Below are 12,477 nucleotides of genomic sequence, written 5' to 3' on the forward strand. Positions count from 1 at the left end.
TCAAGAGCATCCGGGCGAGGCGTGAAACGCCGCGCCCGGGCTTCAAGAAGCAGATTTGCCAAGCAAACGGCTTACTTGGAGTACAGCTCGACGATCAGGTTTTCGTTGATGTCGGCAGTCAGGTCACCGCGTTCAGGCAGAGCCTTGAAAGTGCCTTCCATCTTCTTGGCGTCGATGTCGATCCAGGCGATGTCGCCACGGTTGGCCGCAATGGTCAACGCGTTTTGAATACGAGCCTGGTTCTTCGCCTTTTCACGAACGGTGATGACGTCACCCGGCTTCACTTTGTAGGAAGCCACGTTGACGCTACGACCGTTAACGGCGATCGCCTTGTGGCTAACGAGCTGACGCGCTTCAGAGCGAGTCGAGCCAAAGCCCATGCGGTAGACGACGTTGTCCAGTCGGGATTCGAGCAACTGCAGAAGGACTTCACCGGTCGCGCCTTTCAGGCGAGCGGCTTCCTTGTAGTAGTTGCGGAACTGCTTCTCGAGTACGCCATACATACGGCGTACTTTCTGCTTCTCGCGAAGCTGCAAGCCGTAGTCGGAAAGACGCTGACGACGCTGGCCGTGTACACCCGGGATCTGCTCGGATTTACACTTTTTCTCGAAGGGGGTAACGCCGCTCTTCAGGAAGAGGTCGGTACCTTCACGACGAGAAAGTTTGCACTTCGGTCCAATATAACGAGCCATGAATCTTTCTCCTTAAACGCGGCGTTTCTTAGGCGGACGGCAGCCATTATGGGGAATGGGCGTCGCGTCTACGATGCTTTGCACGCGGAAGCCGGCGGCGTTGAGTGCACGCACGGCGGATTCACGGCCGGGACCGGGGCCCTTGACCAGCACGTCTACGTTTTTCACACCATACTCGGCTGCAGCAGTCGCTGCACGTTCACTTGCCACTTGAGCAGCGAACGGGGTGCTCTTGCGAGAACCACGAAAACCCGAACCACCGGCAGTTGCCCAGGAAAGAGCATTGCCCTGGCGGTCTGTGATCGTCACGATCGTGTTGTTAAAAGAAGCGTGGATATGCGCAACCGCATCCACTACCTGCTTTTTAACCTTTTTACGGTTACTACGCGGGTTAGCCATGTTGATGTCTATTCCTGTCTTAACGCCGACTCTCTATGAGAGAGCCTGCGTGTTATTTGCGGATCGGCTTACGCGGGCCCTTACGGGTACGCGCATTAGTCTTGGTCCGCTGACCACGCAGCGGAAGACTACGACGATGACGCAGACCACGGTAGCAACCCAGGTCCATGAGACGCTTGATGTTAAGCGTGACATCACGACGAAGGTCGCCTTCTACGGTGTATTTGCCAACTTCAGAACGCAGGGTGTCGACTTCTTCAGCAGACAGGTCCTGGATCTTGGCATTATGGGCGATGCCGGCAGCGTCACAGATGTGAGCGGCGCGGGTACGGCCAATCCCGAAGATATAGGTCAGCGAGATCGCCGCATGCTTGTTGTCCGGGATATTGACGCCTGCAATACGGGCCATCAGCTTACTCCGAAATTTGAGCGGCTTGCTCGTTTGTTCATCTTTAAAAGGCGCAACAGCATACCCCTTTCATTGCCCGAAGGCAAGGGGTATGCCGGCGCCCGCTTTAATACAGCGCGGGGTTTTAGCCCTGACGCTGCTTATGCCGCGGTTCGGTGCAAATAACGCGCACGGCGCCATTGCGACGAATGATTTTGCAGTTACGGCACATCTTCTTTACGGAAGCTCGAACTTTCATCGTTCTTTCTCCAAAAACGGCTCGCGGCACGCCCGGCGCCTGACCAACACACGTATCGGCCAGAGCACTGGGAGGGAGCGCTTAACGCGCTATACCGCCGCTACCGTAGCCTTTCAGGTTGGACTTCTTCATCACCGAGTCATATTGATGCGACATGAGATGCGACTGCACCTGGGCCATGAAGTCCATGATGACCACTACCACGATCAATAGAGACGTGCCGCCAAAGAAGAACGGGACGTTCCATGCAACGATCAGGAACTGGGGCATCAGGGAAACTGCAGTGATATACAGGGCACCGAACAACGTGAGACGTGTCATCACCTTGTCGATATAGCGAGCGGTCTGCTCGCCGGGGCGAATACCCGGCAAAAACGCGCCTGACTTTTTCAAATTGTCAGCCACATCCTTGGGGTTGAAGACCAGCGCTGTGTAAAAGAAGCAGAAGAATACCACTGCCGCCGCAAAAAGCAAGATGTAGAGCGGCTGGCCGGGGCCGAGCGCCTGCGAGGCTCGCTGCAGCCACTCCATCCCTTCACCGGCACCCACCCACTGACCGATCGACGCCGGAAAGAGGAGGATACTGGAGGCGAAGATCGCCGGGATAACCCCGGCCATGTTCACCTTCAGGGGCAGATAGCTGCTTTGACCCGCATACATCTTGTTACCGACCTGACGCCGCGGATAGTTCACCTTGAGCCGGCGTTGGCCGCGCTCGATGAATACCACGAACGCCACGGTGGCGATCCCTAGCACTGACAGCGCTAACAGCGGAAGAACATTCCAGGCCCCTTCGTTGCGGGCAAGCTCGAAAGCCTGGCCCACGGCGCTGGGTAGCCCGGCGACGATCCCGGCGAAGATCAGCAGCGAAATACCGTTGCCGATCCCCTTCTCGGTGATCTGCTCACCTAGCCACATCATAAACACCGCACCGGAGACGAAGGTCACCACGGCGGTGAAGTAGAAGCTAAAGTCAGCGCTGTAAGCGATGCCTTGGCTAGCCAGGCCCACGGACATGCCGGTGGCCTGGATAAACGCCAGTATCACCGTGCCGTAGCGGGTGTACTGACTGATCTTTCGGCGGCCGGACTCGCCCTCTTTCTTGAGCTGCTCAAGCTGAGGCGAGACCGCGGTCATGAGCTGCATGATGATCGACGCCGAGATGTAGGGCATGATGCCCAAGGCGAGAACACTCATGCGCTCCAGCGCACCACCCGAGAACATGTTGAACATGCCCAGGATGGTGCCCTGCTGCTCCCTAAACAAGGCAGCAAGCTGGTCAGGATTGATACCGGGAACGGGGATATGGGCACCGATACGGTACACCACGATGGCGAGGAGCACGAAGCGCAAACGCGCCCACAGTTCACTCAGACCGCTGCCCGTCGCCGGCATGTTTCCTGACTTGGCCATTTAGTCCTCTACCTTGCCGCCAGCGGCTGCGATCGCGTCACGGGCACCTTTGGTGACCTTGAGACCGCGAACGGTAACCGCCTTGTTCAAATCGCCGGAAAGGATGATCTTCGCAAACTGCGTCGAGTCCTTCAGCACGTTGGCCTCTTTCAAAGTCTCGAGGGTGACTTCGTCACCCGCGACCTTGGCAAGCTCGGCCAGGCGTACTTCTTCAGAGACCAGCGACTTCGCCGACGTAAAGCCGAACTTCGGCAGACGGCGCTGCAGCGGCATCTGACCGCCTTCAAAACCGGGCTTGACGCTACCGCCACTGCGCGATTTCTGACCCTTGTGGCCACGGCCACCGGTCTTGCCCAGACCGGAACCGATACCACGACCCACGCGCTTTTCAGCGTGTTTGGAGCCCGGAGCCGGGCTTAAGGTATTAAGTTTCATGGATTACTCTCCCTCAACGCGCACAAGGTAGGTCACCTTGTGGATCATGCCGCGTACGGCCGGGGTGTCTTCCAGTTCAACCGTATGACCGATGCGACGCAGGCCCAGACCTTTCATGGTCGCCTTATGCTTGGGCAAAACGCCGATGGTGCTGCGGACCTGGGTAACCTTGATCAAAGCTGCCATGGTGTCTTACCCCGTAATCGCTTCGACAGACAGACCGCGCTTGGCGGCCACGTCGTCCGGTGATTGCATGGAGGCGAGACCATTGACGGTCGCACGCACCACGTTTACCGGGTTGGTGGAACCGTAGCACTTGGCCAGTACGTCGTGGACACCGGCAAGCTCCAGTACGGAGCGCATGGCGCCACCGGCGATGATGCCGGTACCTTCGGAAGCCGGCTGCATGTACACCTTGGAGGCGCCGTGACGGGCCTTGACCGGGTACTGCAGCGTTTGGCCTGCCAGGTTGACCTTGACCATGTTGCGACGCGCCTGGTCCATCGCTTTTTGAATCGCGACCGGCACTTCACGCGCCTTGCCACGACCAAAACCGACACGACCTTTACCATCACCAACGACGGTCAGCGCGGTGAAGCCGAAAATACGACCACCCTTGACCACCTTGGCGACGCGGTTGACCTGCACCAATTTCTCTTGCAGATCACCGCTTTGCTGTTCGTTCTTCGCCATCGTAAAAACCCTTTAGAATTCCAGGCCGCCTTCACGAGCGGCGTCGGCCAGAGCCTTGACGCGACCGTGATACTTAAAGCCAGCACGATCGAAGGCCACCTGGGTGATGCCTGCTTCTTTAGCGCGTTCGGCGATCAGAGCGCCCACCTTGGAGGCGGCGTCCGAGTTACCGGTCGCACCCTCGCGCAGAGCCTTGTCCAGCGTGGAAGCGCTGGCCAACACTTTGCCACCATCCGGCGAAATAATCTGCGCATAGATGTGACGCGGGGTACGGTTGACGCACAGGCGATACACGCCCAGCTCGCGGATCTTGGCGCGAGCGCGGCGGGCACGACGGAGACGAGATTCTTTCTTCGCGTTCATAACCCTGCCTTACTTCTTCTTGGCTTCTTTACGGCGGACCTGCTCGTCGCCATAACGAACACCCTTGCCTTTGTACGGCTCGGGCGGACGGAAGGCGCGGATTTCCGCGGCGCACTGACCGAGCTTCTGCTTGTCCGCGCTTTTCAGCACGATGGTGGTGTTTTTCGGCGTTTCCGCTGTGACACCTTCAGGCAGTTCGTAGTCGACCGGGTGCGAGAAGCCCAGTGAAAGATTGAGCGTCTGGCCTTTCGCTTGCGCGCGATAACCGACGCCAACAATTTCGAGAGTTCGTGTGAAACCCTCGGATACGCCCGTGACCAGGTTCTGAACCAGGGCGCGGGTAGTACCGGCCATTGCCCAGCTCTTGGCAGATTCGCTCGGGGCGAAGGTCAGCTGGCCGTCTTCCTGACCGACCACCACGTCCTGGTGAATCGGCATGGACAGCGTGCCCAAACCGCCTTTGGCGGTCAGCTGATCGTCGTTGATTTTAACGTCAACGCCGGCAGGCACTTTAACCGGATATTTCGCTATGCGGGACATTCCAGCCTCCTAGAATACGGTGCAGATGACTTCGCCACCGACGCCAGCCTGGCGCGCGGCACGATCGGTCATGACACCATTGGAGGTGGTGACAATCGCGATACCCAGACCATCGGCGACCTTGGGCAGATTGCTCTTACCCTTGTATTGACGCAGAGACGGCTTGGAAACCCGCTGAATGTGCTCGATGACCGGCTTACCCTCGAAGTATTTCAGGGTAACGGTGAGCTCGGGCTTGACGCCTTCAGCAACCGTGAAGTCGGCGATGTAGCCTTCTTCCTTTAGCACGCGGGCCACTTCCACTTTCAACTTGGAAGACGGCATGACTGCCGTCTCCTTGGTGGCCATCTGCGCATTACGGATACGGGTAAACATATCCGCCAGAGTATCTTGCATGCTCATTTAATGTGCGCTCCTGATGAATATACGTGGCGTTACCAGCTGGACTTCTTGAGTCCAGGGACGTCGCCACGCATGGCGGCTTCACGCAGCTTGTTACGGCCAAGGCCGAACTTGTTGTAAAAACCGTGCGGACGGCCAGTGATGCGGCAGCGGTTAGTCCGACGCACCGGGCTCGAGTCACGCGGCAGTTGCTGCAGTTTCAGCGTCGCCTCGAAGCGGTCTTCATCGGTCGTGTTCACGTCCGAGATGATCTTCTTGAGCTCAGCGCGTTTGGCCGCGTACTTCTCGACCAGCTCTGCACGCTTTTGTTCACGCTCTACCATGCTTTTCTTAGCCATGATCCCACCCTTATTTCTTGAACGGGAAGTTCAGCGCGCTCAAGAGCGCACGGCCTTCCTCGTCGGTGTTGGCGGTAGTGGTGATGGTGACGTCCAACCCGCGGATACGATCGATCTTATCATACTCGATCTCCGGGAAGATGATCTGCTCACGCACACCCATGGAGTAGTTGCCACGACCGTCGAAGGACTTCGGGTTGAGACCACGGAAGTCACGCACGCGAGGAATCGCGATGTTCACCAGACGGTCCAAAAAGTCCCACATGCGCTCTGCGCGCAGCGTTACCTTGATACCGATTGGCCAGCCTTCGCGCACCTTGAAGCCCGCGATGGACTTACGTGCCTTGGTCACCAGCGGCTTTTGACCAGAGAGCTTCTCCAGATCGCCGACGGCATTGTCGATCAGCTTTTTATCGCTGACCGCCTCGCCGATACCCATGTTCAGAGTCACTTTCGTGATCCGGGGTACCTGCATTACGTTGGCGTAGCTAAACTGCTCTTTGAGTTGAGCCACCACCTCGTTTTGATAACGTTCTTTCAAGTTCGCCATTGTGCTACCCGACTCGCGTTAGGCGTCGATCTGCGTCTGCGTCGACTTGTAGATACGTACCTTGGTACCGTCTTCCTTCACCTGGAAGCCGACGCGATCCGCCTTACCGGTCTCCGAATTGAAGATGGCTACGTTGGACGCGTGAATCGGAGCCTCACGCTCGACGATACCGCCCTGATTTCCCGCCATGGGATTGGCTTTGGTGTGACGCTTGATCATATTCACACCGGACACCACGAAGCGGTTTTCCATTACCCGCTTAACAGTGCCACGCTTGCCTTTATCCTTCCCGGCGATGACGATGACTTCATCGTCACGTTTGATCTTTTGCATATTCGCCTCGCTCCTTACAGCACTTCAGGCGCTAAGGAAATGATCTTCATGAACCGCTCGTTACGCAGCTCACGAGTGACCGGACCGAAAATACGGGTGCCGATCGGCTGTTCGTTGGTGTTGTTCAACAAAACCGCCGCATTTCCATCGAAACGAATAAGCGACCCGTCGTTACGACGGACACCGCTACGGGTGCGAACGACCACCGCTTTCAGGACCTGGCCTTTTTTGACCTTGCCCCGCGGAATGGCTTCTTTCACCGTTACCTTGATGACATCACCTACGCGAGCGTAGCGACGGTGTGAACCGCCCAGCACCTTGATGCACTGCACCCGGCGCGCTCCGCTGTTGTCGGCGACATCCAGCATTGTCTGAGTCTGAATCATCGGTTTTCTCCAAACCTAATCTGACTGCACTGGTTGGAAGACCCAGGGTTTAACCCTTGGCCTGCTCGACCACCTCGACCAGCGTCCAGGCTTTCTTCTTGGAAAGCGGACGGCACTCCTGAATGGAAACCGTGTCGCCTGCCTTCGCCTGGTTCGCCTCATCATGGGCGTGCAGCTTGGTGGAGCGCTTAACGTATTTTCCGTAGATCGGGTGACGCTCACGACGCTCGATCATGACGACGATGGATTTCTCCATCTTGTCGCTCACCACCTTACCGGTGAGCGTACGTGCTTTTTTCTCTTCGGCCATCTCAATCACCTGCCTTCTCGTTGAGCAAAGTCTTCACGCGGGCGATATCCCGACGGACCTGCTTGAGCAGATGAGTCTGGCTCAGTTGGCCGGAGGCCTTCTGCATGCGCAGGTTAAACTGCTCGCGGAGGAGCTCGAGGAGCTGCTCTTGGAGCTCTCCTGCGGACTTTTCACGAATTTCTTGGGCTTTCATCACATCACCGTCCGTTTTGCAAAGGTGGTGGACAAGGGCATCTTCTGGGCGGCCAGGTCAAATGCTTCACGGGCCAGCTCTTCGGATACGCCTTCAATTTCATACAGGACCCGACCCGGCTGGATCTGGGCTACCCAGTACTCAACGGAACCCTTACCTTTACCCATACGAACTTCGAGTGGCTTCTTGGAGATCGGCTTGTCCGGGAATACGCGGATCCAGATCTTACCGCCACGCTTGACGTGACGTGTGATCGCACGACGGCCGGCTTCGATCTGACGGGCCGTGATGCGGCCGCGACCGGTAGCTTTCAGGCCGTACTCCCCGAAGCTGATCTTGCTTCCGCGATGCGCCAGACCACGGTTGCGGCCTTTCTGCATCTTACGGAATTTCATACGCTTGGGCTGTAACATCGACTCGCTCTCCCCTTACCTGGAACCTTTCTTCTTGGGCGCGTTGCCGGCAGGCTGTTGTTGCTTCGCCTTGGCACGTACTTCCTCGATACCGCCGAGGATTTCGCCCTTGAAGATCCACACTTTGACGCCGATGACGCCGTAGGTGGTGTGAGCTTCGAAGGTGGCGTAGTCAATGTCCGCACGCAGGGTGTGCAGCGGAACGCGACCTTCACGGTACCATTCGGTACGGGCGATTTCGGCGCCACCCAGACGACCGGACAGCTGGATCTTGATGCCACCAGCGCCCAAACGCATTGCGTTTTGTACCGCGCGCTTCATCGCACGACGGAACATCACGCGACGCTCCAGCTGACCCGCAACGTTGGCGGCAACCAGCTTGGCGTCGAGTTCCGGTTTGCGAACTTCTTCGATGTTCACGTGAACCGGAACGCCCATCATCTCGGTGAGGTCGCGACGCAGACGGTCGACATCTTCACCTTTTTTACCAATCACGATACCCGGACGGGCAGTATGAATGGTGATGCGGGCATTGTTCGCAGGGCGCTCGATGTGAATATGGCTCACGGAGGCATTTTTCAGACGCTCTTCCAGGAAGCTGCGCACTGCGAGATCGTTGTTGAGCTTGTCGGCGTAAGCGCCGCGCTCGGCATACCAGACAGAAGCATGGTCTTTGACAATGCCCAGTCGAATGCCTATTGGATTGACTTTCTGACCCATCTGGTCGACTCCTACTTCTCGGCTACCTTGACGGTGATGTGGCAGGTGCGCTTCAAGATACGATCTGCGCGGCCCTTGGCGCGCGGCTTGATACGCTTGAGCGTCATGCCCTCATCGACGCAGATGGTCGAGACACGCAGCTCGTCGATGTCCATGCCGTTATTTTCTTCCGCATTCGCGATGGCGGACTGAAGCGTTTTCTTGACCAGTTTGGCAGCCTTCTTCGGTGAGAAGGTCAGCAGGTCAATAGCTTCGGCGACCGGTTTACCGCGCACCTGGTCAGCCACCAAACGGGCCTTCTGGGCGGATAAACGAGCGCCACGCAGCTTAGCTGTGACTTCCATCTCTCAATCCTCTCTGGCTTACCGTTTGGCTTTCTTGTCCGCCACATGCCCGCGATACGTGCGAGTGGCAGCGAATTCGCCCAGTTTATGACCCACCATTTCCTCGGAGACGTGCACCGGGACATGCTGGCGTCCGTTATGGACTGCGATGGTCAGACCTACCATGTTGGGCAGGATCATCGAACGACGCGACCAGGTCTTGATCGGTTTGCGGTCGTTCTTTTCCACTGCAGCCTCTACCTTCTTCAAAAGATGAAGGTCAATGAAGGGACCTTTCTTTAGTGAACGTGGCACAGCCGTTACCTCTTAATGTCTTGGCAATTTCGATTAACGCGTCTTGTTACGGCGACGGATAATCAGCTTGTCGGTGCGCTTGTTCTTACGCGTCTTGTGACCCTTGGTCGGCATACCCCACGGGGATACCGGGTGACGGCCACCGCTGGTGCGGCCTTCACCACCACCGTGCGGGTGATCGACAGGGTTCATCGCGACACCGCGAACAGTCGGGCGCACGCCTCTCCAGCGCTTCGCACCGGCCTTGCCAAGTTGACGCAGGCTGTGCTCGGAGTTGCTCACTTCGCCCAGGGTCGCGCGGCACTCGGCCAGGATCTTGCGCATTTCGCCAGAGCGAAGACGCAAGGTGGCGTAGTTGCCTTCACGCGCAACCAGCTGTGCGCTAGTACCGGCACTGCGAGCAATCTGCGCGCCTTTACCCGGCTTCAGCTCGATCGCATGAACGGTCGAGCCCAGCGGAATGTTGCGCAGCGGCAAGGCATTGCCTTTCTTGATGGCGGCGTTGACACCGGATTCCAGCACGTCACCCGCGCTGACACCTTTCGGTGCGATGATGTAACGACGTTCGCCATCGGCGTACTTCAACAGCGCAATGTGGGCGCTGCGGTTCGGATCGTGCTCGAGGCGCTCAACGGTGGCCGGAATGCCATCCTTGGTGCGCTTGAAGTCGATCAGACGGTAGTGCTGACGGTGACCACCGCCCACGTGGCGGGTGGTGATGCGACCGTAGTTGTTACGGCCACCGGACTTGGACTGTTTTTCCAAAAGCGGCGCGTAAGCGCGGCCCTTGTACAGTTCCTCACCAACGATCTTGACGACGTGGCGACGACCGGCGGATGTGGGTTTGGTCTTGACGATTGCCATTATCCGTACTCCTGCCCTTATTCGGCGCCAGAGAAGTCTTCGAGCGTTTCACCCGCAGCCAGGGTCACATACGCTTTGCGGTAACCCTTACGCAGGCCAACGCCATGAGCAGTACGCTTGGTCTTGCCCTTGACGTTCAGAGTCTGAACGCTGCCGACCTTCTTGCCGAACAGTGCTTCGACGGCTTTCTTGATCTCGGGCTTGGTAGCGTCACTCGCTACCTTGAAGACGTACTGGTTGCGCTCGGCGGCCATCGCGGCCTTTTCGGTCACGTGCGGTCCAAGCAGAACCTTGAATACGCGTTCCTGGTTCATGCCAGCTTCTCCTCGAATTTACGCAGGGCGGAGACGGTGATCAGGACCTTGTCATAGGCTACCAGGCTCACCGGATCGGCTGCCGCGACGTCTACCACGTTGACGTGGGGAAGGTTGCGAGCGGCCAGATAGAGCGTTTCGTCGATCTCTTCGGTGACGATCAACACTTTCTCAAGGTTGAGCTCTTTCAGCTTGGCAGCGACCTGCTTGGTCTTGGGCGCGTCCACGGTGAACTCTTCAACCGCCACCAGACGTTCCTGGCGAACGAGCTCGGACAGAATGGAGCGCATCGCCGCACGGTACATCTTGCGGTTAACCTTCTGGGAGTGATCCTGCGGGCGAGCCGCGAAGGTTACGCCGCCGCTGCGCCATAGCGGCGAACGGATGGTGCCGGCACGTGCGCGACCGGTACCCTTCTGACGCCACGGCTTCTTACCACCACCACGAACTTCAGAACGGTTCTTTTGAGCGCGAGTACCCTGACGTGCACCGGCCAAATAGGCAGTGACGACCTGGTGAACGAGCGCTTCGTTGAATTCTTTGCCAAAAGTGGCGTCGGCTACTTCAACGGTACCCGTGCCTGCAGCAAGATTCAGATTCATTGGTAATTATCCCCTTCAGCCAGCTTTCACGGCGCTGCGAACGATGACGTCGCTACCGGTTGCACCCGGAACAGCACCCTTGATTAGCAGCAGGTTACGCTCGGCATCGACACGGACGATTTCAAGGCTTTGCACGGTGCAGCGGACGTTGCCCATCTGACCGGCCATTTTCTTGCCTTTGAATACGCGACCCGGGGTCTGACACATGCCGATAGAACCCGGCGCGCGGTGCGACAGGGAGTTACCATGGCTGTTGTCCTGGGTACGGAAATTCCAGCGCTTAACAGCACCCTGGAAGCCTTTACCCTTGGAGGTGCCGGTCACGTCGATCATTTGACCAGCTTCGAAGAGGGATACGGTGAGTTCGCCACCCACTTCCGGAGCTTCTTCGCCTTCTGCAAGACGGAATTCCATCAGTGAACGACCAGCCTCAACCCCCGCCTTGGCAAACTGTCCAGCTTGCGCTTTGGTGAGGTGTTTGGCTTTGCGAGAGCCTGTGGTGACCTGTACCGCTGCGTAGCCGTCGGACTCGACGGTTTTAACGCGCGTGACACGGTTAGGATCCACTTCAATAACGGTTACGGGCACGGATGAGCCGTCTTCGGTAAAGACACGGGTCATCCCGGCCTTTTTACCGACTAAACCGATAGTCATACTCAGTCTCCTATAGTGTACGGGGCTATCACCCGCTATGGCTGCCCTTTCCAGAGCATTCCACTAGCACATTGTATGGCGTCTCACGACGCGGCGGCTGCTGATCAAAAAACGTTAATGAACGCTGGGCCGCAAGTGTCTAGTGTGATTAGTCGAGCTTGATTTGCACGTCAACGCCGGCGGCGAGGTCGAGCTTCATCAGCGCATCAACGGTTTTCTCGGTCGGCTCGACGATGTCGAGCACACGCTTGTGCGTACGGATCTCATACTGATCGCGCGCGTCCTTGTTGACGTGCGGAGAAATCAGGATGGTGTAGCGCTCGCGGTTGGTCGGCAGCGGGATCGGTCCACGAACCTGAGCACCAGTACGCTTAGCGGTTTCAACGATTTCCGCTGTGGACTGATCGATCAGGCGATGGTCGAACGCTTTCAACCGAATGCGAATCTTTTGGTTCTGCATTTGCCCTAAACTCCAATGGATGTCGACGGCGCGAGCCGTCTACCCACGCATTCAAAGGATGCGCATTATATGCACGTCAAAAGCACGTGTCAAACATTTGCTCATGATGCGCAGAAAA

Annotated in this window: 26 protein-coding genes; all 26 read right to left on the reverse strand. The window is 57.6% G+C overall.

What is annotated here, in order from left to right; all coding sequences use genetic code 11:
• Window positions 1-71: 71 nt before the first annotated feature.
• Window positions 72-692 (reverse strand): 30S ribosomal protein S4, encoded by a 621-nt coding sequence (gene rpsD / locus RN347_RS15950; protein WP_252105879.1) that lies wholly within the window; start codon window positions 690-692, stop codon window positions 72-74.
• Window positions 693-704: 12 nt separating this feature from the next.
• Entirely contained in the window at window positions 705-1,091 is a 387-nt protein-coding gene (rpsK, locus tag RN347_RS15955) for a 30S ribosomal protein S11 (RefSeq protein ID WP_009099028.1), read from the reverse strand.
• 52 nt (window positions 1,092-1,143) lie between these two features.
• A complete protein-coding gene (gene rpsM, locus RN347_RS15960) occupies window positions 1,144-1,500 on the reverse strand; it encodes a 30S ribosomal protein S13 (protein ID WP_252105878.1) in 357 nt (118 codons plus the stop codon).
• A gap of 124 nt (window positions 1,501-1,624) precedes the next feature.
• Window positions 1,625-1,738: a 50S ribosomal protein L36 gene (gene rpmJ / locus RN347_RS15965; protein ID WP_031384759.1), complete on the reverse strand. Its 114-nt coding sequence runs from the start codon at window positions 1,736-1,738 to the stop codon at window positions 1,625-1,627.
• 81 nt (window positions 1,739-1,819) lie between these two features.
• A complete protein-coding gene (gene secY, locus RN347_RS15970) occupies window positions 1,820-3,151 on the reverse strand; it encodes a preprotein translocase subunit SecY (protein WP_263585843.1) in 1,332 nt (443 codons plus the stop codon).
• Complete coding sequence (gene rplO / locus RN347_RS15975) at window positions 3,152-3,586, reverse strand: 50S ribosomal protein L15 (protein WP_263585842.1); 435 nt, start codon at window positions 3,584-3,586, stop codon at window positions 3,152-3,154.
• Window positions 3,587-3,589: 3 nt separating this feature from the next.
• On the reverse strand, window positions 3,590-3,772 hold the full coding sequence (gene rpmD, locus RN347_RS15980; protein WP_252105875.1) for a 50S ribosomal protein L30: 183 nt from the start codon (window positions 3,770-3,772) through the stop codon (window positions 3,590-3,592).
• A gap of 6 nt (window positions 3,773-3,778) precedes the next feature.
• Complete coding sequence (gene rpsE, locus RN347_RS15985; protein WP_252105874.1) at window positions 3,779-4,279, reverse strand: 30S ribosomal protein S5; 501 nt, start codon at window positions 4,277-4,279, stop codon at window positions 3,779-3,781.
• A 12-nt stretch (window positions 4,280-4,291) separates the two neighbouring features.
• The gene (gene rplR, locus RN347_RS15990) at window positions 4,292-4,642 is read right to left on the reverse strand and encodes a 50S ribosomal protein L18 (RefSeq protein WP_008959159.1); all 351 of its coding nucleotides are present in this window, start codon (window positions 4,640-4,642) and stop codon (window positions 4,292-4,294) included.
• Window positions 4,643-4,651: 9 nt separating this feature from the next.
• On the reverse strand, window positions 4,652-5,182 hold the full coding sequence (gene rplF / locus RN347_RS15995) for a 50S ribosomal protein L6 (protein WP_252105873.1): 531 nt from the start codon (window positions 5,180-5,182) through the stop codon (window positions 4,652-4,654).
• A 9-nt stretch (window positions 5,183-5,191) separates the two neighbouring features.
• Window positions 5,192-5,584, reverse strand: coding sequence for a 30S ribosomal protein S8 (gene rpsH / locus RN347_RS16000; RefSeq protein ID WP_252105872.1), 393 nt, complete (start codon window positions 5,582-5,584; stop codon window positions 5,192-5,194).
• Between the two features lie 32 nt (window positions 5,585-5,616).
• A complete protein-coding gene (rpsN, locus tag RN347_RS16005) occupies window positions 5,617-5,922 on the reverse strand; it encodes a 30S ribosomal protein S14 (protein ID WP_252105871.1) in 306 nt (101 codons plus the stop codon).
• Between the two features lie 10 nt (window positions 5,923-5,932).
• Window positions 5,933-6,472 (reverse strand): 50S ribosomal protein L5, encoded by a 540-nt coding sequence (rplE, locus tag RN347_RS16010; protein WP_263585841.1) that lies wholly within the window; start codon window positions 6,470-6,472, stop codon window positions 5,933-5,935.
• Between the two features lie 18 nt (window positions 6,473-6,490).
• The gene (gene rplX / locus RN347_RS16015) at window positions 6,491-6,805 is read right to left on the reverse strand and encodes a 50S ribosomal protein L24 (RefSeq protein WP_252105869.1); all 315 of its coding nucleotides are present in this window, start codon (window positions 6,803-6,805) and stop codon (window positions 6,491-6,493) included.
• 14 nt (window positions 6,806-6,819) lie between these two features.
• Window positions 6,820-7,191 carry a 50S ribosomal protein L14 gene (rplN, locus tag RN347_RS16020; RefSeq protein ID WP_252105868.1) on the reverse strand — a complete coding sequence of 124 codons (372 nt, stop codon included), beginning with the start codon at window positions 7,189-7,191 and terminating at the stop codon, window positions 6,820-6,822.
• A gap of 49 nt (window positions 7,192-7,240) precedes the next feature.
• Window positions 7,241-7,501 (reverse strand): 30S ribosomal protein S17, encoded by a 261-nt coding sequence (gene rpsQ, locus RN347_RS16025; protein ID WP_027337515.1) that lies wholly within the window; start codon window positions 7,499-7,501, stop codon window positions 7,241-7,243.
• Window position 7,502: 1 nt separating this feature from the next.
• Complete coding sequence (gene rpmC / locus RN347_RS16030) at window positions 7,503-7,694, reverse strand: 50S ribosomal protein L29 (RefSeq protein ID WP_252105867.1); 192 nt, start codon at window positions 7,692-7,694, stop codon at window positions 7,503-7,505.
• Window positions 7,694-8,107, reverse strand: coding sequence for a 50S ribosomal protein L16 (rplP, locus tag RN347_RS16035; protein WP_252105866.1), 414 nt, complete (start codon window positions 8,105-8,107; stop codon window positions 7,694-7,696). Before rplP ends, rpmC begins: the two co-directional genes overlap by 1 nt.
• A 15-nt stretch (window positions 8,108-8,122) precedes the next feature.
• Window positions 8,123-8,827, reverse strand: a complete 705-nt coding sequence (rpsC, locus tag RN347_RS16040) for a 30S ribosomal protein S3 (protein ID WP_263585840.1) — start codon at window positions 8,825-8,827, stop codon at window positions 8,123-8,125.
• Window positions 8,828-8,838: 11 nt separating this feature from the next.
• Window positions 8,839-9,171, reverse strand: coding sequence for a 50S ribosomal protein L22 (rplV, locus tag RN347_RS16045; protein WP_252105864.1), 333 nt, complete (start codon window positions 9,169-9,171; stop codon window positions 8,839-8,841).
• An 18-nt stretch (window positions 9,172-9,189) separates the two neighbouring features.
• The gene (gene rpsS / locus RN347_RS16050) at window positions 9,190-9,465 is read right to left on the reverse strand and encodes a 30S ribosomal protein S19 (protein WP_027337511.1); all 276 of its coding nucleotides are present in this window, start codon (window positions 9,463-9,465) and stop codon (window positions 9,190-9,192) included.
• Between the two features lie 33 nt (window positions 9,466-9,498).
• A complete protein-coding gene (gene rplB, locus RN347_RS16055) occupies window positions 9,499-10,329 on the reverse strand; it encodes a 50S ribosomal protein L2 (protein WP_252105863.1) in 831 nt (276 codons plus the stop codon).
• 17 nt (window positions 10,330-10,346) lie between these two features.
• A complete protein-coding gene (gene rplW, locus RN347_RS16060) occupies window positions 10,347-10,643 on the reverse strand; it encodes a 50S ribosomal protein L23 (protein WP_252105862.1) in 297 nt (98 codons plus the stop codon).
• The gene (gene rplD, locus RN347_RS16065) at window positions 10,640-11,245 is read right to left on the reverse strand and encodes a 50S ribosomal protein L4 (protein WP_263585839.1); all 606 of its coding nucleotides are present in this window, start codon (window positions 11,243-11,245) and stop codon (window positions 10,640-10,642) included. Before rplD ends, rplW begins: the two co-directional genes overlap by 4 nt.
• A gap of 15 nt (window positions 11,246-11,260) precedes the next feature.
• On the reverse strand, window positions 11,261-11,899 hold the full coding sequence (gene rplC, locus RN347_RS16070; protein WP_252105860.1) for a 50S ribosomal protein L3: 639 nt from the start codon (window positions 11,897-11,899) through the stop codon (window positions 11,261-11,263).
• A 148-nt stretch (window positions 11,900-12,047) separates the two neighbouring features.
• On the reverse strand, window positions 12,048-12,359 hold the full coding sequence (gene rpsJ, locus RN347_RS16075) for a 30S ribosomal protein S10 (RefSeq protein WP_009098983.1): 312 nt from the start codon (window positions 12,357-12,359) through the stop codon (window positions 12,048-12,050).
• Window positions 12,360-12,477: the final 118 nt, after the last annotated feature.

Origin of the sequence: Halomonas sp. PAMB 3264 (genome assembly GCF_031954245.1) — a bacterium.
Classification (GTDB): domain Bacteria; phylum Pseudomonadota; class Gammaproteobacteria; order Pseudomonadales; family Halomonadaceae; genus Vreelandella.

Coding starts and splice junctions, on each gene's coding strand:
- rpsD (WP_252105879.1), bottom strand. CDS start 692: ATGGCTCGTTATATTGGACCGAAGTGCAAACTTTCTCGTCGTGAAGGT.
- rpsK (WP_009099028.1), bottom strand. CDS start 1,091: ATGGCTAACCCGCGTAGTAACCGTAAAAAGGTTAAAAAGCAGGTAGTG.
- rpsM (WP_252105878.1), bottom strand. CDS start 1,500: ATGGCCCGTATTGCAGGCGTCAATATCCCGGACAACAAGCATGCGGCG.
- rpmJ (WP_031384759.1), bottom strand. CDS start 1,738: ATGAAAGTTCGAGCTTCCGTAAAGAAGATGTGCCGTAACTGCAAAATC.
- secY (WP_263585843.1), bottom strand. CDS start 3,151: ATGGCCAAGTCAGGAAACATGCCGGCGACGGGCAGCGGTCTGAGTGAA.
- rplO (WP_263585842.1), bottom strand. CDS start 3,586: ATGAAACTTAATACCTTAAGCCCGGCTCCGGGCTCCAAACACGCTGAA.
- rpmD (WP_252105875.1), bottom strand. CDS start 3,772: ATGGCAGCTTTGATCAAGGTTACCCAGGTCCGCAGCACCATCGGCGTT.
- rpsE (WP_252105874.1), bottom strand. CDS start 4,279: ATGGCGAAGAACGAACAGCAAAGCGGTGATCTGCAAGAGAAATTGGTG.
- rplR (WP_008959159.1), bottom strand. CDS start 4,642: ATGAACGCGAAGAAAGAATCTCGTCTCCGTCGTGCCCGCCGCGCTCGC.
- rplF (WP_252105873.1), bottom strand. CDS start 5,182: ATGTCCCGCATAGCGAAATATCCGGTTAAAGTGCCTGCCGGCGTTGAC.
- rpsH (WP_252105872.1), bottom strand. CDS start 5,584: ATGAGCATGCAAGATACTCTGGCGGATATGTTTACCCGTATCCGTAAT.
- rpsN (WP_252105871.1), bottom strand. CDS start 5,922: ATGGCTAAGAAAAGCATGGTAGAGCGTGAACAAAAGCGTGCAGAGCTG.
- rplE (WP_263585841.1), bottom strand. CDS start 6,472: ATGGCGAACTTGAAAGAACGTTATCAAAACGAGGTGGTGGCTCAACTC.
- rplX (WP_252105869.1), bottom strand. CDS start 6,805: ATGCAAAAGATCAAACGTGACGATGAAGTCATCGTCATCGCCGGGAAG.
- rplN (WP_252105868.1), bottom strand. CDS start 7,191: ATGATTCAGACTCAGACAATGCTGGATGTCGCCGACAACAGCGGAGCG.
- rpsQ (WP_027337515.1), bottom strand. CDS start 7,501: ATGGCCGAAGAGAAAAAAGCACGTACGCTCACCGGTAAGGTGGTGAGC.
- rpmC (WP_252105867.1), bottom strand. CDS start 7,694: ATGAAAGCCCAAGAAATTCGTGAAAAGTCCGCAGGAGAGCTCCAAGAG.
- rplP (WP_252105866.1), bottom strand. CDS start 8,107: ATGTTACAGCCCAAGCGTATGAAATTCCGTAAGATGCAGAAAGGCCGC.
- rpsC (WP_263585840.1), bottom strand. CDS start 8,827: ATGGGTCAGAAAGTCAATCCAATAGGCATTCGACTGGGCATTGTCAAA.
- rplV (WP_252105864.1), bottom strand. CDS start 9,171: ATGGAAGTCACAGCTAAGCTGCGTGGCGCTCGTTTATCCGCCCAGAAG.
- rplB (WP_252105863.1), bottom strand. CDS start 10,329: ATGGCAATCGTCAAGACCAAACCCACATCCGCCGGTCGTCGCCACGTC.
- rplW (WP_252105862.1), bottom strand. CDS start 10,643: ATGAACCAGGAACGCGTATTCAAGGTTCTGCTTGGACCGCACGTGACC.
- rplD (WP_263585839.1), bottom strand. CDS start 11,245: ATGAATCTGAATCTTGCTGCAGGCACGGGTACCGTTGAAGTAGCCGAC.
- rplC (WP_252105860.1), bottom strand. CDS start 11,899: ATGACTATCGGTTTAGTCGGTAAAAAGGCCGGGATGACCCGTGTCTTT.
- rpsJ (WP_009098983.1), bottom strand. CDS start 12,359: ATGCAGAACCAAAAGATTCGCATTCGGTTGAAAGCGTTCGACCATCGC.